The sequence below is a fragment of the Bradyrhizobium sp. CCH5-F6 genome (assembly GCF_001556045.1).
Lineage (GTDB): Bacteria > Pseudomonadota > Alphaproteobacteria > Rhizobiales > Xanthobacteraceae > Bradyrhizobium.
The window spans coordinates 1-17,336 of sequence record NZ_LSIC01000172.1; the positions used below are offsets into that span (position 1 = coordinate 1).

18 protein-coding genes are annotated in these 17,336 nt (G+C 63.5%); 8 read left to right on the forward strand and 10 right to left on the reverse strand.

Annotation, left to right across the window (positions count from 1 at the left end):
* Nucleotides 1-20 precede the first annotated feature (20 nt).
* The 5 genes from AX729_RS28785 to traC form a co-directional block, all read right to left on the reverse strand.
* A complete protein-coding gene (locus AX729_RS28785; protein WP_061027566.1) occupies nucleotides 21-281 on the reverse strand; it encodes a WGR domain-containing protein in 261 nt (86 codons plus the stop codon).
* A gap of 155 nt (nucleotides 282-436) precedes the next feature.
* On the reverse strand, nucleotides 437-955 hold the full coding sequence (locus AX729_RS28790) for a thermonuclease family protein (RefSeq protein WP_197433695.1): 519 nt from the start codon (nucleotides 953-955) through the stop codon (nucleotides 437-439).
* On the reverse strand, nucleotides 955-2,877 hold the full coding sequence (traG, locus tag AX729_RS28795) for a Ti-type conjugative transfer system protein TraG (protein ID WP_061027567.1): 1,923 nt from the start codon (nucleotides 2,875-2,877) through the stop codon (nucleotides 955-957). Before traG ends, AX729_RS28790 begins: the two co-directional genes overlap by 1 nt.
* Nucleotides 2,864-3,079, reverse strand: a complete 216-nt coding sequence (traD, locus tag AX729_RS28800) for a type IV conjugative transfer system coupling protein TraD (RefSeq protein ID WP_061027568.1) — start codon at nucleotides 3,077-3,079, stop codon at nucleotides 2,864-2,866. The genes traG and traD overlap by 14 nt, the downstream gene beginning before the upstream one ends.
* Before the next feature lie 4 nt (nucleotides 3,080-3,083).
* Complete coding sequence (gene traC, locus AX729_RS28805) at nucleotides 3,084-3,383, reverse strand: conjugal transfer protein TraC (protein ID WP_061027616.1); 300 nt, start codon at nucleotides 3,381-3,383, stop codon at nucleotides 3,084-3,086.
* Nucleotides 3,384-3,660: 277 nt separating this feature from the next.
* Between traC and traA the strand changes: the two genes are divergently transcribed.
* The 4 genes from traA (at nucleotide 3,661) to AX729_RS28825 (ending at nucleotide 9,641) form a co-directional block, all read left to right on the forward strand.
* On the forward strand, nucleotides 3,661-7,254 hold the full coding sequence (gene traA, locus AX729_RS28810) for a Ti-type conjugative transfer relaxase TraA (RefSeq protein WP_061027569.1): 3,594 nt from the start codon (nucleotides 3,661-3,663) through the stop codon (nucleotides 7,252-7,254).
* 107 nt (nucleotides 7,255-7,361) lie between these two features.
* Complete coding sequence (gene traF / locus AX729_RS28815) at nucleotides 7,362-7,850, forward strand: conjugative transfer signal peptidase TraF (RefSeq protein ID WP_061027570.1); 489 nt, start codon at nucleotides 7,362-7,364, stop codon at nucleotides 7,848-7,850.
* On the forward strand, nucleotides 7,771-9,003 hold the full coding sequence (locus tag AX729_RS28820) for a conjugal transfer protein TraB (protein WP_082750797.1): 1,233 nt from the start codon (nucleotides 7,771-7,773) through the stop codon (nucleotides 9,001-9,003). Before traF ends, AX729_RS28820 begins: the two co-directional genes overlap by 80 nt.
* A gap of 14 nt (nucleotides 9,004-9,017) precedes the next feature.
* Nucleotides 9,018-9,641, forward strand: a complete 624-nt coding sequence (locus tag AX729_RS28825) for a TraH family protein (protein WP_061027571.1) — start codon at nucleotides 9,018-9,020, stop codon at nucleotides 9,639-9,641.
* Between the two features lie 475 nt (nucleotides 9,642-10,116).
* On the opposite strand, the gene AX729_RS28830 is transcribed toward AX729_RS28825, so the two are convergent.
* The 3 genes from AX729_RS28830 to AX729_RS28840 form a co-directional block, all read right to left on the reverse strand.
* Nucleotides 10,117-10,371 carry a type II toxin-antitoxin system Phd/YefM family antitoxin gene (locus AX729_RS28830; RefSeq protein WP_061027572.1) on the reverse strand — a complete coding sequence of 85 codons (255 nt, stop codon included), beginning with the start codon at nucleotides 10,369-10,371 and terminating at the stop codon, nucleotides 10,117-10,119.
* Between the two features lie 191 nt (nucleotides 10,372-10,562).
* Nucleotides 10,563-11,822 (reverse strand): type II toxin-antitoxin system HipA family toxin, encoded by a 1,260-nt coding sequence (locus tag AX729_RS28835; protein WP_061027573.1) that lies wholly within the window; start codon nucleotides 11,820-11,822, stop codon nucleotides 10,563-10,565.
* Nucleotides 11,819-12,052: a helix-turn-helix domain-containing protein gene (locus AX729_RS28840; protein ID WP_061027574.1), complete on the reverse strand. Its 234-nt coding sequence runs from the start codon at nucleotides 12,050-12,052 to the stop codon at nucleotides 11,819-11,821. The genes AX729_RS28835 and AX729_RS28840 overlap by 4 nt, the downstream gene beginning before the upstream one ends.
* A 391-nt stretch (nucleotides 12,053-12,443) precedes the next feature.
* Here AX729_RS28840 and AX729_RS28845 point away from each other — a divergent pair, with 391 nt between their 5' ends.
* Nucleotides 12,444-12,758, forward strand: coding sequence for a transcriptional repressor TraM (locus tag AX729_RS28845; protein WP_063817304.1), 315 nt, complete (start codon nucleotides 12,444-12,446; stop codon nucleotides 12,756-12,758).
* A 7-nt stretch (nucleotides 12,759-12,765) separates the two neighbouring features.
* On the opposite strand, the gene traR is transcribed toward AX729_RS28845, so the two are convergent.
* Nucleotides 12,766-13,506 (reverse strand): autoinducer-binding transcriptional regulator TraR, encoded by a 741-nt coding sequence (gene traR, locus AX729_RS28850; RefSeq protein WP_245325437.1) that lies wholly within the window; start codon nucleotides 13,504-13,506, stop codon nucleotides 12,766-12,768.
* A gap of 889 nt (nucleotides 13,507-14,395) precedes the next feature.
* Between traR and AX729_RS28855 the strand changes: the two genes are divergently transcribed.
* The 3 genes from AX729_RS28855 (at nucleotide 14,396) to AX729_RS28865 (ending at nucleotide 16,548) form a co-directional block, all read left to right on the forward strand.
* The gene (locus AX729_RS28855; protein ID WP_061027577.1) at nucleotides 14,396-14,863 is read left to right on the forward strand and encodes a hypothetical protein; all 468 of its coding nucleotides are present in this window, start codon (nucleotides 14,396-14,398) and stop codon (nucleotides 14,861-14,863) included.
* Nucleotides 14,864-14,877: 14 nt separating this feature from the next.
* Nucleotides 14,878-15,621, forward strand: a complete 744-nt coding sequence (locus AX729_RS28860; protein ID WP_156451634.1) for a hypothetical protein — start codon at nucleotides 14,878-14,880, stop codon at nucleotides 15,619-15,621.
* Nucleotides 15,622-16,224: 603 nt separating this feature from the next.
* Nucleotides 16,225-16,548: a hypothetical protein gene (locus tag AX729_RS28865; RefSeq protein ID WP_061027579.1), complete on the forward strand. Its 324-nt coding sequence runs from the start codon at nucleotides 16,225-16,227 to the stop codon at nucleotides 16,546-16,548.
* A 337-nt stretch (nucleotides 16,549-16,885) separates the two neighbouring features.
* Here AX729_RS28865 and AX729_RS28870 read toward each other — a convergent pair whose 3' ends face one another.
* Nucleotides 16,886-17,257: a hypothetical protein gene (locus AX729_RS28870; RefSeq protein WP_061027580.1), complete on the reverse strand. Its 372-nt coding sequence runs from the start codon at nucleotides 17,255-17,257 to the stop codon at nucleotides 16,886-16,888.
* Nucleotides 17,258-17,336: the final 79 nt, after the last annotated feature.

A 17,336-nucleotide genomic window follows, 5' to 3' on the forward strand; every position in this document is an offset into this window, starting at 1 on the left:
GGGCGCCCGCCGTGGCGCGGCTACGCCTGCGCCGCTTTTCCGGTGGGGCGATAGCCGCGATTGCGCTTCTGGCGCAGCAGTTCGAGGAACAGTCCGACAGCTTCTTCCTCACGGAGGAAATGATGCGCCATCATCTGACCCTGCGCGCCGATCCGGCCCCAGCGGCGCGTCAGGCAGACATCGCCAAACAGGGTCGGCTCGATGCTCATGGCGTAGAATCTGGCCATGTTTTTCGCCGTGTCGGTTCGTTCGACATAAAGCTGATAGGGCTGTGCGATCATGGCGACAGAATCTCCCAGCCGGGAGTCGACGTCCAATTGGTTTTCTGAATCGCTCGTGGCTCATCGATTCATGTTGGCGATGATACGCCGACGATCCTTCGACCGTCGCCGGCCATGCCGGCGAGACCGACGAACATGCGGGCTGTCGCGCCGGCTCAATCCAACGCGCACCAATCGCGCGCTGGCTCGTTCCAGCGGCGGGCCAGGCCCTCCTCGACGAGCATCTCGCCGAGTGAGGAATAGTCCCGCGTGATCGTGCGCAGCCTGCGGCCATAGCGATCGGCGTCGCGCCATCCCGATTGCAGGCTGAAGCCACCGGCGTTCAGCAGGACGAGAAGGCGATCCCGCGCGATTGCGCCGGCATGCTTCTCATCCTCGCAATGCGGTGAGAAAATTTCCGGCGCGTCTATATCGGCGATCCTGATCTTGTCCCCCTTGAACCAGAAGGTGTCGCCGTCGACGACGCAGTTCGTGCGGATCGGTCCGTCGCAGAGTGCAAACCTCGCCCGGAGCGTATCGATCGGCGGCAAAGGCGGGATCGTGAATTCCTCTATGGACGGGCCCTCATGCGGAACTGCGGCCGGCCGCCCGAAACGGTCGTCATTGACGATCCAGACGATGCCGGTCACGGCGAGCACCAATGCCGCGCCGACCAACGTGCCGCGCGCGCCCATCATGGTTTCCCTTCCGGTTGAAACCGATTTTCCCCGACGCATGATTTCATGTCGTCGCGCCGAAACCAGATCGCGCGGCCGCTCCTCAGCGGCGCGTTGCCGGCGGTGAACACGATCTGTTCGTCGGCGCGCATGCGCAGCACTTCGTGCGGCTGGATCAGCGCCCGCGAGGCGAGCTGCTTCGATCGCGTCCGCGACGAACCCGACGCTTGCGACGAGCGGCTGACCTGGTCGATCTCGACCGTGGTCATGCCGCAGCGCTTCGAGATGTAGTCGGCGGTTTCCGGGTCGTTCACCGCCGCGAACGAGATCCAGCTCGCGCTCTCAAACCATTTGCTCGCGGCGTCCCGACCGCCATAGGTTTCGCGCATCTGGCCGATGCTCTGAAACAGCAACAGCAGTGTGATGCCGTATTTGCGTCCGGCGTCGCGCGCGGTCTCAAGAATCCGCATGAAGCCGAGACGCGCCACCTCGTCGAGCAGGAACAGAGCTCGTCCCTTCACCTCGCCATTGCGATTGTAAATCGCGTTCATAAAGGCGCCGATGATGACGCGGGCGAGCCCCGCATGTGTCTCCAGCGTTTTCAGGTCGAGGTTGATGAACACGTCGGTGTCGCCGCCGGCGAGGTCGTCGCTGACGAAGGCCGAGCCGGACACGAGCGCGGCATAGTTTGGATAGGACAGCCAGTGGGTTTCCTTCACGGCGTTGGCATAGACGCCGCTGAATGTCTCCGGCGTCATGTTGACGAAAACGGCGACGTTCTCCTTCACGAACTGCGATGTCGAGTTGTCGTAGATCTCCTGCAACCGCGCCCTGAGCTTTGGCTCCGGCTCGGACAGATTGGCGCGGACCTGGCGGAGCGTCTGGCTCTTTTCTTCCGTATGACCTGAGAGGCATACATCCGCGATGAGCGCGGTCAGGAGCTGCAAGGCGGAAGCGCGGAAGAAGTCGTCGCGCACGCCGCGCACCCCGCCGCTGTCGCTCATGATCCATGAGGCGACGGCGGCGATGTCTTCTTCCTTCGTGCCGCCGAAGCGGCCGATCCAGTCCAGCGCGTTGAAGCCGTTTCCCGGTTCCCGCGGATCGAGAATATGCACGGTGCGTCCGGCCGCGCGCCGATGGTCGATCACCATTGGCGCGACCTCGTTCGATGGGTCGAGCACGACAAGCGCGCCGCCCCATTTGAGCGCGGTCGGGATCGTCACGGATGTCGTCTTGAAGCCGCCGGAGCCGGCGAAGACGACGCCATGCGAGGAGCCGAAGGAGGTGTCGAAGCAGAGCAGCGGCGCGCGGCCGCCCTGCCCCCAGCTCTCTCGGGTCGCGGCGCGAAACGGCTCGGCGGCCACGCTGTCCTTGTCGACGCGATAGCGCTCGCCAAGGACGATGCCGCCGGCCTCGCCGAAGAGCTTTGCGGCCTCCGGCATCGGCATCCAGTCAGCATCGCCGTGCAGCGCGCGCCGGCCGCGAACGCGCTTCGGGGCCGGCGCGGCAAAGGCCGCATTGCCCTTCACCGCGACGCGCAGCGCGAAGATGCCGGCCATCAGCACGATGCCGGCTCCCACCATGATCGCCGGATCGATCTGCGCCAGCGGCGAGCGGCCGGACGTGGCGCTTGCGGGAAGCGCGGACAGGCGCATCGCCTCGCGTGCGATGGCGATGGAAATCGCCGACACGCATCCGGCGATGACGCTCCACGCGGTCGCGCGGATATGCGCGGAGCCGGCGGTCGCGAACAGGAAGATGACGCCGATTCCCGCTGTCACGATATAGGGCATCGCGACCCCGGCGCGGACGTAGAGGAGGCGCTGCGCCTCCGTCTTGCCGAGAACGGCAAGGCTCTGTCCGACGCCGTTCAGCCCGAAGATGGCACCGAGCATCAGCGCCATCGGCACGATCAGCAGCAGGAGCCTATTCGCCGTCACGGCCGAACGCCTCCGCGCCGATCGCGGCGAGCCGCGCCCGTTCCGTTTCGTCGTTCTTCAGCCTGCGGCCGAGTTCGATCAGCGCGCCGAGGAGGACCGCGCGCTTCTCATAGCGAAGACCCGCCTTCGCGATCAGGCCGCCGAGCTCGATCTTCTCGCGCGTGTCTTGTCTGCGGGCTTCGGTCGATGACGCCTGGCGCATGCGTTCACACCTCGCCAGCGCCATCCGCAGCCGCGCCAGTCGCGACCTTCGCGCCGGCGCCGCCATTCTCGCCGCCGGTATCGGCTCCGCCTTTTCTTCCGGTCGCCTTTCCGCCCTTCCCGCGAAATTTTGCCGCGAGTTCCTCGAAGGCCGCCTGCAAATCGCTCTCCTCGACCGCGATTTCGCCGAGCCCGGCCCGGAGCGCAATGCGCCCGATCCGTTCGGCCTCGCGTGTCTCGGCGGATTTCAACTGTTCCTGCAGGCGGGCGATTTCTTCGCGGATTTTCGAGGAAGGTTTCTTCATTTCCGGTTGAGCCTCCATGCCGGTGAGCGTTGCTGGTCTGCATGGAGAATCCCGGATGTCGGCCGATGGGGCGACTAATAAAAAAGCTAGTCGGCAAGGCCGACGCCGCCTGAAATCATCCCGACCGTTCCGAAGGAGCGGTCCAAGGGCGCAGTAATACGTCGCTGTCGCGACGCCCTGCTCGGCCACCGGCCGGGGTTGTCCCGGTCTGGCGGCGCCCCGCCGCCGCTCCCGATGAACATGCCTGTTTCGTCCTCGACCGGGAGATCGCGCCGCCTTGGCCATCACGCATTTCACGCCCCAGCTCATCTCGCGCGGCTCCGGCCGCAGCGCCGTGCTGTCGGCCGCGTATCGGCACTGCGCGAGGATGGAGCATCAGGCGGAGGGGCGGACGGTCGACTATTCGGCCAAGCGCGGCCTGCGGCACGAAGAGTTCCTTTTGCCGCCCGACGCGCCGGAATGGGCGAAGGCCATGATCGCCGATCGCTCGGTGGCAGGCGCCGCCGAAGCGTTCTGGAACGCGGTCGAGGCGTTCGAGAAGCGCTCCGACGCGCAGCTCGCCAAGGAATTCATCATCGCCCTGCCGGTCGAGCTCGACGTCCACCGCAATATCGCGCTGGTCAAAGAGTTCGTTGCAACCCAGGTGCTCGCCCGCGGGCAGGTGGCGGATTGGGTGTTCCACGACGAACCCGGCAATCCACACATCCATCTGATGACCACGCTGCGGCCTCTGGTGGAGTCCGGTTTCGGCGCGAAGAAGGTGCCGCTCATCGGCGAGGACGGCGCGCCGCTGCGCACCGAAGCCGGCAAGATCGTCTACCGGCTCTGGTCGGGCGACAAGGTCGATTTCCTCGAGCAGCGTGAAGGGTGGCTGTCGCTCCAGAACAAGCATCTGGCGCTCGCCGGACTCGATATCCGCGTCGATGGCCGCTCCTATGCCGAGCGCGGCATCGATCTCGTGCCCACCACTCACATCGGCGTCGCGACCAATGCGATCAACCGGAAGGAGAAGAAGGCAGGCTCGTCGGAAAAGCTCGAACGCATTGCGCTGTTCAAGGAGCGCAAGGCCGAGAACCGCGAGCGGATCTTGCGACGTCCGGAGATCGTCCTCGATCTCGTAACGCGCGAGATGAGCGTCTTCACCGAGCGCGACATCGCCAAGGTGCTGCATCGTTATGTCGACGATGCCGCGACCTTCCAGGATCTGATGGCGCGGATCCTCCAGGACCCCGACGTCCTGCGTCTGGAACGCGAGCATATCGCTCTAGCGTCGGGCGCCCGCGAGCCCGCGAAATACACCACGCGCGAGCTGATTGCGCTCGAAGCCGGAATGGCGCGTCAGGCGATCTGGCTCGCCGGCCGCTCCTCGCATGACGTCGGGGAGCGGATGCTGACGGCGGCCTTCGAGCGCCATTCCCGGCTCTCGGACGAGCAGCGTGTCGCGATCGCGCATGTCGCCGGCGAGGCGAGGATCGCGGCGGTCGTCGGCCGCGCCGGCGCCGGCAAGACCACCATGATGAAGGCCGCGCGGGAGGTGTGGGAAACGGCCGGCTACCGCGTGGTCGGCGCAGCCCTTGCGGGCAAGGCGGCCGAGGGGCTGGAGAAGGAAGCCGGCATCGCGTCCCGCACGCTGGCGTCCTGGGAGCTCGTCTGGAGCAAGGGCCGCGACCAGCTCGACGACAAGACCGTATTCGTGCTCGACGAGGCCGGCATGGTGTCATCGCGCCAGATGGCGCTGTTCGTCGAAACGGTGACGAAGGCCGGCGCCAAGCTGGTCCTGGTCGGCGACCCCGATCAGCTTCAGCCGATCGAGGCGGGCGCCGCCTTTCGCGCGATTGCCGACCGCATCGGCTATGCCGAACTCGAAACCGTCTACCGTCAGCGCGAGCAGTGGATGCGCGACGCCTCGCTGGATCTTGCGCGTGGAAACGTGGCGCGCGCCCTCGACGCCTATGAAGACGCCGGCATGGTGCGAACTGAATGGACGCGGGCCGAGGCGATCGGCGCGCTGATCGAGGACTGGAACCGGGATTACGATCCCGCGAAGTCCAGCCTCATCCTCGCCCATCGCCGCCGCGACGTGCGGGAACTCAACCAGATGGCGCGTGCCAAACTCGTCGAACGCGATCTGGTCGGCGAGGGCTTTGCGTTCCGAACGGAGGACGGCATCCGCCAGTTCGCCGCCGGCGACCGCATCGTGTTCCTCAAGAATGAGGGATCGCTCGGCGTGAAGAACGGCATGCTCGCGAATGTCGTCGAAGCCGCGGCCGGCCGGATCGTCGCCGAGATCGGCGAAGGCGAAGGCCGCCGCCGGGTCACGATCGAACAGCATCTCTATGCCAATGTCGACCACGGCTATGCAACGACGGTCCACAAGTCGCAGGGCGCGACCGTCGATCGCGTGAAGGTGCTGGCATCCAGCACGCTGGACCGACATCTGACCTATGTCGCCATGACACGCCATCGCGAGACGGCCGAGCTCTATGTCGGCATGGCGGAGTTCACTAATCGGGCCAGCGGCGTCCTGGTCGATCATGGCGAAGCGCCTTTCGAGAACAGGCCGGAGAACCGCGACAGTTACTTCGTCACGCTATCCGACCGTGAGGGCGAGCAGCGCACGATCTGGGGCGTCGACCTTGCCCGCGCGATGAAGGATGCCAATCCCGAGATCGGCGATCGCATCGGCCTCGAGCACAAGGGCGCGCAGTCGGTCACGTTGCCGGATGGGACCACGGCCAAGCGCAATAGCTGGCAGGTCGTGCCGATCCGGCACCTCGCGATGCAAAGGCTGAGCGAGCGTCTGTCGCGCGACGGCTCGAAGGAAACGACGCTCGACTACGAGCGTGCATCCTCCTATCGCGCCGCGCTGCGCTTTTCCGAAACGCGCGGTCTTCATCTCATGCGCGTGGCCCGCACGCTGGTCGCGGACAGACTGCGCTGGACCGTCCGGCAGAAGCAAAAGCTCGCCGATCTCGGCGCGCGCCTTGCCGCTGTCGGCGCCCGGATCGGCCTCGGCCTTCGCCCGAAACAGACCGCGCCCAACATCGTCATGTCCAATGTCGTCAGGGAGGCAAAGCCGATGGTCGCCGGCATCACCACATTCGCCAAATCAATCGGCCAGATTGTCGAGGACAAGCTCGTTGCCGATCCCGCCCTGAAGAAGCAGTGGGAGGACGTTTCCACGCGCTTTCGCCTCGTCTTCTCCGATCCGGAATCGTCCTTCCGCAAGGTCGATGTCGATGCCATGCTGAAGGACAGGCAAGCCGCCGCGACTACCCTGTCGAAACTTTCGGAAAAGCCGGACAGCTTTGGCGCCCTGAAGGGAAAGACGGGTCTTCTCGCCAGCCGCGCCGACAAGCAAGAGCGCGAGCTGGCCGGCAAGAACGCACAGGCGCTTGCCCGCGATCTCGAACGCTATCTGCGCCTGCGCAGCGAGGCTGAGCACCGCTACGAAGCGGAGGAGCGCGCCACCAGGCTGAAGGTCGCGGTCGATATTCCGGCGCTATCGCCATCGGCGAAACAGACGCTCGAACGTATTCGCGACGCCATCGACCGCAACGATCTCCCGTCGGCGCTTGAGTTCGCCCTCGAGGACAAGATGGTCGAGGCGGAGCTCGAAGGATTTGCTCACGCCGTCTCCGAGCGTTTCGGCGAGCGCAGCCTCACCGGCATCGCTGCCAGGGAAGCGGACGGCAAGGTGTTCAAGACACTTTCGGACGGCATGAACGCCGCGCAGAAAGAGGATCTGAAAGCGGCCTGGCCGGATCTGCGGACCGCGCAGCAGCTCGCCGCACAGCAACGCACGGCCGCCGCCCTCAAAGAGGCCGAGATCGTCCGCCAGACGCAGACGAAGGAGCTGACGCTGCAATGACGTCGACCGTCGGGCGCGAAGCTGGATCGCCGGCACAGGGAGTGGCAACCGGAAGGAAAAGGGCTGGGCGGCAACGGCAGGTCGTTGCGGTTCTGGTGGGGGCGAGCATGATGATGGCGGCGGTTGCCGGCATCGCCTGGCTCGGCGGCCTGCGCCTCAATCTGACGCCGAGCGAGCCGCTCGGGCTCTGGCGGATCGCGCCGCTCGATCGGCCGGCCGCTGTCGGCGATCTCGTCTTCATCTGCCCACCGCCCGGGCCGGTTTCCGACTTCGGCCTCGAGCGCGGATATTTCCGGCGCGGGCCGTGTGACGGCGGCTCGGCCCCGCTCATCAAGACGATCGTCGCGCGTTCCGGCGCCGTTGTCGTCATCGGCGCGGGCGTCGAGATCGATGGCATGCCGCTGCCCCGCTCCGGTCTCAGCGTCATCGACGGCGCGGGCCGGTCTCTCTCACCTTGGTCGGGCGTCTTCGTTCCGCCCGGCTTTATCTTCCTTCACGCATCTTTCGCAGGTTCCTATGATTCCCGGTATTTCGGGCCGGTTCCGGAGGCCGGTCTTCTCGGCCTGGCGCGGCCGGTCCTCGTTTTCGATCCCTGATCGTTTCCTCGTCCTTCTTCTCGTCGCTGCGGCCGCTGTCGTCGGTTGCATCGGTTGGAGCGGCCATGTGCTCGCCCTGCCCCTCGCGATGCTGTTTCCGGCGCTTTGGGCGGGATCGAAAAGCCGCATCACGGCCGCGGCGGTGTCGGCGGGATATTTCCTGGCCGCCTCGCGCGGTCTGCCGCAGAGCGTCGCCACCTTCTTCGGCACGACGGTCTGGGCCGGCATCCTGCTCTGGTTTGCCGCCTCCATCAGCTTCGTGGCAGTCCATGCCGCGCTGTGGAGCCGACGCCGGCGTTGGATCGCCATCCGGTATCTGATCGCCGTCGCGCTGATGGCGATCCCGCCCTTCGGCATCGTCGGATGGGCGCATCCGATCACGGCCGCCGGCGTCCTTTTTCCCGGTTGGGGATGGTGGGGGCTGGGAGCAGCGGTGGGTGGCCTCGCCGCCATGACGATGCGCCTGTGGCCTGTCGCGACCTTCGTCCTTGCATGCGCCTGGCTCTGGTCGGCGATGTCCTGGACCTTCCCGTCCCCGCCGGATCAATGGCAGGGCATCGATACATCGCTGAGCGCCTCGCTCGGACAGGGCAACGCCCTCGATCAGCACCACGCCCTTGTTGAGCTGGTGCTCGAGCGAGAACGCGCGGGTGCGAAGGTCGTTGTTCTCCCCGAAAGCACACTGGGCCTGCTGACACCGACCGTCGAACGCTTCTGGACCGATGCGCTTGCCGGTCGCGACGTCACCGTGGTTGCCGGTGGGGCTGACATCGATCCGGCAGGCTACGACAATGTCATGGTGTCGGCCGGCGCGCGCGGCGCTTCCGTCCTCTATCGCTCGCGAATGTCCGTGCCGGTGTCGATGTGGCAGCCCTGGCGGGCATGGCTCGGAGAAAGCGGCGGCGCGGGGGCGACCTTCTTCGCCGATCCCGTCGTCGAGGTTGCCGGCCGCCGGGTTGTGCCGCTCATCTGCTATGAGCAGCTTCTGGTCTGGCCTGTCCTGCAATCCATGCTGCATCGGCCGGACACGATCGTCGCCATCGCCAACGGATGGTGGGCCGCCGGCACATCCGTTGCGGCGATTCAGCGCGCGGCAACCGAAGCCTGGGCGCGGCTGTTCGACCTTCCCCTCGTCACCGCCTTCAACCGTTAAGCAGGAATCCGCCCATGGCCCTCGATGCCGACCTTATCCAGAAATGCGCCGACCCTTCCCTGAAGCCCGCGATCATCGAGACGTTCATCAAGGCGGCGGGATCGCCCGATCCGCTCGCCGTGATCGTCCGCAGCGGCAATCGCATCATCCTCGTGCCGCCGGTCAAGACGCCAGAAGAAGCGCTCGAGCTCGTTCGCAGCCAGGTCGGCCATGCCGTCGTGCGCGTCGGCGTCACGCAGTTTCCCGCCGGCGTCGGCGTCAACGACCCGTCCGAGCTGTCGGCCGATCTTTTCGATTCCTGCAAGAACATCCGGATGGGCACCGCCCTGTTCGGCAAGGTCTGGCGGATCGTCTGGAAATGGTATGGCCGGCCGACGGCCGAGGAGGTCATGCCGCAGGTTCTCGACGATGCCATCGATGCCTGGAAGCGTGGCCGGTTCGAGGGAACATCGGTGTTCACCGCGCCCGATCCGGGCGGCCCGAAACCGCCGGAGGTCAAGGAGGAAAAGGAAATGCCTCAACCGGCCGAGGCCGGGCGGTCATCTCAGCCGCAGGAGCCGACGAGCGGCGATCCCAATAAGTCGGGCATCCGCATCGATCTGTCGGGCATCGGCGCCAACCGGTCGAGCTCGCCGTGATTGATTGCTGCTTGCGCCTACGGGATGACAGGCGTTTCTCGCGCAACCCTAATCATCGCGGGGAACAACGCGACCACATCGGGCTTTCTGTGCCTCGATAATTCCATTGCGGAGCTTCTCAAACAGGGCGCGCGGCAGCATCCCTATTGATAAGACCCATCCGGTCGGGGCCTGACATCATAGCCAGGCCACGTGAAGCGGTTCAGTTCGTCGAACCGCACCCAATGCCGCACGCCATCCAGTCCCAGACTCCGGCACACAGCGGCCGGTATTTCCAGCGATGTGTGGGGATCTTCGGGCGGACTATGCGTGATGGGTGCGACGACAGTGCGAATCTGTTCGTCGTCGCCGTGAGGGACCACCACTACGATTGCGCAGCGTCGATCCTTCGCCCCTTCGACAGAACCCCGCTCGCGTTCCGAGCTCCACAGAAAGCTGTAGCGGATGACGAGGCCGGGCTTCGGCGTCGGGATACTCACCTGGGCTCGGAGCCATACTCGGCAGCTTCGATCGCAGCGAGCGTTTCATCGTCGAGTTCGCCGATCTTCAGGACCTCACGTTCCCTTCGCTTGAGGCGCTCGAAATGCTCCAGCTCGGTCGCCGAGAGGTAGGCTCCAACAACGCGACCATGGCTGGTTACGTTGATGATGCCGGTTTTGATCGCCTCGTCCTGATACTTTCCAAAATTCCGCGAGAAATCGCTGGCAGGGACGGCCCGAACATGCGGCATGAGCGTATCCTTTCGATTTCGCGCAATTTACGCAATTCGCGCAAAATCTCAATGTGAGGCAATGCTTTTCTCCCGGTGAATGGGATTGGTCGCCGAAGAGATTCCCTGGCTTCTGCAAACCTCGACTGTGCGGTACGACATCGATCCGCCGGGCATCGGCGGGATCGTGCGAGGAGACGATCCCAGGCAATTCATTCCTTTTCGACGATCCTGAGAAGGTGAGTGGCGCGCGTCGCGATGATGCCGCGAACGGTTCCGAGAATTGCGTGATCGATGCCTTCGTCATTGAGCTCGGCGAGCAACGCGTCCGCCTCCTGTTCTATGTGCCCGGCCACATCGGCGAGATCGCGGATCAGGAGCCGCTCGGCGCCGCGCGTCTCCGGGACGAGCGTCAGCCAATGCTGCAACTGGATCGTGTCGGGAACGGAGCGCCCGCCGATAGCCATTGCCAGCTTCCTGGCGAGCCTTGGATAGGCGGCCGTGCATACGACGTCGTAGAGCGGGGCGACATCCGGGACTTTCGTTCTGTAAAGCAGCGCGTAGTTCTTCGCATGGGCGTCCGCGTTGCCGACGAGATAATGAAAGACCAGCATGCGGATGAAACGGAGGCGGTCGGCGGCCGGGCGCGCGCAGGCGGCGTCGATCAGCTCCAGGGAGCGTTTCGCGCCAAGGCCGCCTTCGTCTTCGTATTTCAGCTCCGGGGGCACGCTCAGAGCCTGGCAGAAGTCCTCCTGATGCAGCCGTGCGACCACTCCGTCCTTTCCCCGGATGCGGTCGTAGCGCTCGACCAGCAGAAGCGGAATGTCGTCCGCACGCCGCATCGCGGTCTTCGGGACCGGAATCCCCGTGCGCGCGGCAAGGCGCATGCAAAACAACTCATTCTCGACGACGCCGTTCAGCGACGGAATGACGGGCTTCAGGATGTGCGTCGTGGGCCGGCCGCCCTTCGCAAGGCCGATGGCCTCGCCTTCGATGACGACCGCGAGCTTGTCCTGCGCGCCGGCAAGCGACAGGCGCACGCCGTCCTCGCCCCCCAGAAGCGGCCGTTCGCGCAACTTGCCGAGAATCTCCCGCAATCGTCTGTCATCGAGGATCTCGATGCCGTCATCGCCTGGAGGCGGTGGCATCTGGCCGGGAAGATAGAGCGACAGGGCGCCGGCGCACTCGCCGCCGATGATTTCGAGCAGACCGAATGTGTTACCGGCGGAAACGCCAAGCGCGCTGGCGAGACGTTGACGCGCGCCCTCGTCCGGCAAGAGACCGGAAAAGAACGGTCGAACGACGCGATCGCCATATTGATCTTCCCGGGGCGGCATGGAGAAGGAGATCGCCTGCGGCTCCGGCCCTGCGAGATAGCCCGCGTCATAGGCAAAACCCAGGGCTCCGCTATCGTCCTGCTTCAGGGTTCCAGCTTTCGCGTCGCGGAAATAGACGTCGAGCAAACGGCTCATGAAGCCGCGTCCCCGCGCCGGCCCGCCGACAGGTTGAGGCCGAGGGCGGCCACGACCTGGAGGGCGCGGCCCATCTGACAGCTTTCCTTGCCGGCTTCGAGTTCGCGCACGAACCGGACGCCGACGCCCGTGAGGCCGGCGAGTTGTTCCTGTGTCAGCCTTTGGGCTTTGCGTTCCTCCCGGATGATTGCCCCGAGGCTCCTACTATCCTTGATTCCAGTCGCCTGCATGATCGTCCCTATCGGGATGATTATGGCACTCGCTCGCGGCCTGCGCAACGAAAAGAACTGATCGGGATGATTTGATCCGCATGAGCAAAAAGTGGCGAAATTCATCCCGATCGGGACGTTAGCTCTGGCGTTGGAGAGGCCGTGGCCTTATAAGCGAATCAAGACGGTACGCGCCGTCCCGGGGAGTAGAAGCCCCTGTCTACCGGTTGGTGCCGGCCGCAACGGCACCACATCCTCTGACCATTTGGCCGGGGGCCTGTGACGTATGTCCAGGCGCCTCGGTGCTAAAGGTCATGGGGCCGTGTGGACACGGTTTTCTACCCCCCGGCTTGGGGTCACAGGATTCTGTCAGCGGGGGCGGACCGCGGACGCACGACGCAGATCTGAGATGATGATACATTCGGGGGACGATCAGGCAGAGCCGCAGGCGAAGATAGTTCTGAGGCCCATCATAGGGCTGACCGGAGGGCTGCCGAAAAGCGCTCTGGAGCCAATCGTTATCGAGGCGATCCGAAAACATCGGTACCTCCGTGAGGTCGCCGAGATGCGACACGCGGAAGCCAGTCAACATCCCGCGCCGGAGGGCGCGCCCAACGCCGCCATGCTTGCCTATGTCAGGGCGATGATCGACGTCCACGCGCAGCAGACCGTGCTGTCGACGCTGCTCGATGTGCTCGGGCATGTGCCGGAGACGCCGGCCGACTGATCGCCGTTCAGATCAGGCCGAGCTTTGTCGCGAGCGCTGTGGCCTGCGCGAGGCTTACGGCATCGAGATTTTTACGGGCGTTGTTGAGGTGAAAGTTGACGGTCGCGAACGACATGTTCTCGATCGTCGCGATTGCCTTCATCGATTTTCCCTCCGCAGACCATTTGAGGCAGTTGGCTTGCCGGGGTGTCAGGCTGAGGCTCAACTGCGCCGTCGGAGTTGTGCTGTGCTGCTCGATCTTGGCGTGCAGGAAGGCGACGGCAGTGACAGCCGCGATTTGGTCAATGTCGTGTTCCAGCGTGAGCGTGGGCCTGCTCGATGCGAGCGTCAGCATCGACATATGCCGGCGGGCCGTGCGGACGGGGATGCTGATGCCCGAACGGATTCCGTGGTCGCCGGCTTCGGAATAGAAGCGGCGGATCTCTTTCGATTCTGAGCGCTGCCTGTGCTCTCCGCTCCAGACAAATGCACGCAACGTCGTCGCGGCAGTTCTCACGACCGGATCGATCGAGGTGTAGCGAGCCTCGAAATAGCGCCTTTGCCACTCCTTCGGATAGTTCGAGACAGCGTAGGTTCGGGACGGGTGAATATAGAGATAGGCATAGTTGTCAAATCCAAGCTCTGCGGCGAAGTCGGGAAGCGCATCCTTGAGCATGTCTTCCGTGCGAGCAATTGAAGTGAGATCTGTCAGCCGCTGAAACCATGCCTTCAATGCTATTTCTCCAAGTTTCGACGCAAAACTGTTCATCAGGAGCCCTGGCCTGCGCTCACTCCTGGTATTGGTTGACAAGCGATTTCGGCTCGGCTGCCGGGTTATCCATGCCAGCGGTTCCATCGGCATGGCGCAGAGCCGACGGCTGGTTTGTGCGCTGACGCGAGGGGTTCGGTGCGCAAGATGTTTGCGGCAAGCCAGCGCCGATACTCCTCCTCGATACATAGCTGGCCATAGAGCGATCGAAACCCATGGTGCTTCGAGTGAGGCAATCCAGACCAATTATCATTCGGCTGGTGGGGGTCAATCAGCCGAAGGTCCGTGCGATAATGGTTTCGTCGAGACTTTTGTCGCGAGACCTACGGTCCCTTGTCGCCGTTGACTGGCTTGAGATACTCTCAGGAGGCGTATACGTGATCGCGGGCTATGGGTGTTGACTGTAGAGCATGACCAAAATGCCTGCATCATTGTGCAGCACCTTTTCAAATTGCGGAAAACAGGGATTTTGGGTCCTGGTTTCTGACGCGACACGGGCCTTTGCGCGACGTCGCGGCTTCCGACATGGTTTGCTCGCTGGACTCTGGCTTACGAATGTGAACCTGCGAATGCTGTCCACCTTGCAACGGCCACCGAGCGGACCATTTGGGTCCTCGCGATAAGTGGTTGCACCATCCTGCTGAAACTGGGCGCCGACGGCATGGTCCGCCGCGCTGGGTTCATCCGGGTGCGGCATTGCGCTATCGATTGTTTTGTTGACGGCAGTCCTGACGGCCGCTGATCAGGCTTTTACAAACAAAATCTTCGCCCCCGCAATCCGCGCTACCGCTCCCCTTGTCAAAGTCGCCTTTCTTGCGGGCGCCCAAATTGCCAGTCTTTCTTTTTACACAAAATTTGTTAAAAGAGATTTCGCTGCTGGGGAGTTGCGATGGACGACGACATACCATCGGATCAAACGAAGCTCTATTTCGTACGCGTCAAAGGTGCCGGTGCGGCCGTTGGCCTGTTCTGGTCAGACTGGAACGGGCTGGACCTTTTGATCCCTCGGCATATCGACCCCGGTGTTTGCGAAGCTGCCGAGATATGGCCGCTGGCCGGCGTCGTCTTCCTGGAGGGGCCGGTTTTGCACCACGGCGTTGTTGCGAATGAGGGCCCACATCGGTGCATGTTGACTGGGGGCCTAGCCCAGACGCTCTTCGACGATGGTGGCGGTGAGTTTGCAACCCCTATCGGGTTTATGCCTCTTCATAATCCGCCAAACCTTCCGGCGTTGTTCTCCGTCATGACCAACGAGGAATTGCTTGCCCAATGGAATGAAGTTCTGAATCCGCTGGTTTTGACAGAGTCCGAAGCGGTGCTGAAACAGGAAATCCAGCGTCGGGGCCTGCCTATTTGATGGAGTGATACTGGATGAATACTGCACAAGAAACTCTTGGAGCTTTTTGCGGACTCGTCGTGACGCTCGCGGTGCTGGGCTGGTATCTTGGCGTCATGTTCGACCATTCCTGTCAGATGGGAATCGTTCCGGCAGTCCTTGCAGGGTTGATCGATTGGCGTCTTGCAGCCAGAACGACGTTTGCCTGGCGCATCCTTCAGACCGCCGGAGCCGCCTTCATCATAAGCGCGCTGATCGGCCTCTTCCTGCTCAGACACGACGTCGGGGCGGTTTTGATTTTCGCGATTTACGCAGCCATTGCCGCCGTCATTTGCTCACGGCTCTCGGGAGGATCCAAAGAGTTGCCGAAAGTGCGATCCGGATTGCGGTCAATCGAAATGAAACGCGCACTTATCTTCCTGATCGTTGGCCCCGCCGTGGGCTTCCTTCTGGCGCTCGGCACGGCGATAGTCATCGGCGTCAGACCGTGGGAGCCGCCGATGTTTCTCGGCGTCATGTTCGCTTATTCCTATAAGGTGGGGCTCATTCCCGCCGCCCTTACAGGACTGGTTGATTCGCGTCTTGCGGCCATAACGACCTTTGCCGGGCGCATCATTCAGACTGCGGGAATAGGCTTCGTCATAAGCGCGCTGGTCGGCCTCTTCTTGTTCAGCCTAGGCGGCGGGGCGGTTTTGATTTACGCGATTTACGGGGCTATTGCCGCCACCGTTTGCTCATGGCTCTCGGGACGATCAAAGGGTGCGGCGGACGCGCAATGAGACGTGTTTTGTAACAAAGCGCTGATATCCGGAAGCTGATCGTTTTATTTGCTGTCCTGTGGACGCTCGCGGTCATCACAAGGCTGGCTGGAAGACGGTTTGGCGCCTGGAAAGTCGCAGGCTACCTGGCGGAGGCCTTCCAGTCCGCCGGCTCGAATCGCGTCTTGCCCTGTCCGATCTCCTTGAGCGACGTTTCGCAGTGTTGCCTGATATTGTCAGGCGGAGCGAGTTCGAGCGTCTTCCGGAAATCGGCCGAAGCGGCGTCGGGCTCCGCCTTGGCCCAGCGGACCAATCCTCGCCGCCTAAGGCCATCCCGCCGCGATCGGGTATCTTCAACAGGTAGGTCCGCCGGTGGAGACCTGACGTCGCCGGCCATGTTTTGGGAACGCAGATCCTAACACGAAAATCAATTTCCCGGAATTACTCTCGAAAGTCTCCAAAATCCTTGAAAATGGACGCCGGCAGACCGGTATTCTTGCACTTTTCCAGTTGTCTTGCGAGCATTTGTGGGCTATAGGCGGCTTATGACTTGAGCAAGTTTTCTCCTCCATCCGACCAATCCGCAATCGTGCGGGTGATGTCGGCTGACCATGGAGAACGCTCATGACCGCACATAATCTTCCTATCTCGATTCATACCTCACTGGCGCTCCGCAAGACGCTCGGAGGCCATGCAGATCGCGTGCCTGCCCTTGCTCTACGCGAAGTGCTGAAGAATGGTAAATCGCTCGAGATCGCCTGCCAGCAGTTCAGCTTTCGCTCCCAGCCGGTGGTCTTTTCGTCGCGCATTACCGCCGGCGGCAGCCTCGTGATCGATCTCGATCTCGGCGACGCCCGGCTGGCGGGGCGCGTGCTACTGGAAGACGACCTCCGCAAGGCGAGCCGACCCTCGGCAGGCCGATCCGCAGCGTCTTCCGGGAGGCGTTGAAGGACGGCGGCGGGTTCGCGCCCGCCGCCCATTCGCCGATGGGACGGTTTGATTTATCGCAGGCAGCAGAATCCGCATCGGTCTCAGCAATCGCCGTATCGGAGATCACACGCGGTTCAGCGAACATGAAATAGCCAGCCAGCGCGAGAAGCGCCGCTCCGCCCGCCGCGAGCGCTGCGGCCTTGACGGGCAGGCCCGGCTTTGGGCGAGTCGATTGCAGGAAGCTGGGACTGGCCGGTTCATTGGGCAAGTGGCACGAAAGCACAGCGAATCCCTTGTAAAGGCGGAGGCCTCTACGTCGAGTAAGCGGGGCGGCGAATGCTTTCGGCTGCCGACCTCAATCCGGCTCGGCCACACGCACGGGGTGGCGCGCGGCATAGCGTGCCAATAAAAGTGCTGCCATTGTTGCGCCGTCCTCGCCTTTCGGCGTCAGGACCGTGGCCACTGCCGCGCTATTCGGACGGCTGGCACTGCACAGGCTGTAGCGCACTGTCCTCTTGCGCCCGATATAGAAGTCGACACACAGGCCGCGTGCAATGGCGCTGTAGGCGATGGTCTGAGGCGCGCGCCCCCTGACCGGCCATCGGTTCGGAAGGAACGTGTGGAGGAAGGCTGCATCGTCATCATCTGCCGGACTCTCGCCCAGTCCACGCGCAAGATTTGCAACGCGCTCGGCGTCGTCGGGCGAGCGGTAGATCGTGAGCATCATCCTGACCGCCCCTTTCCCCCCAACCCATCGACGCGCCCAGGGACCGCGCTGTTGATCGGGTGTGAAGCGGATACCTGGA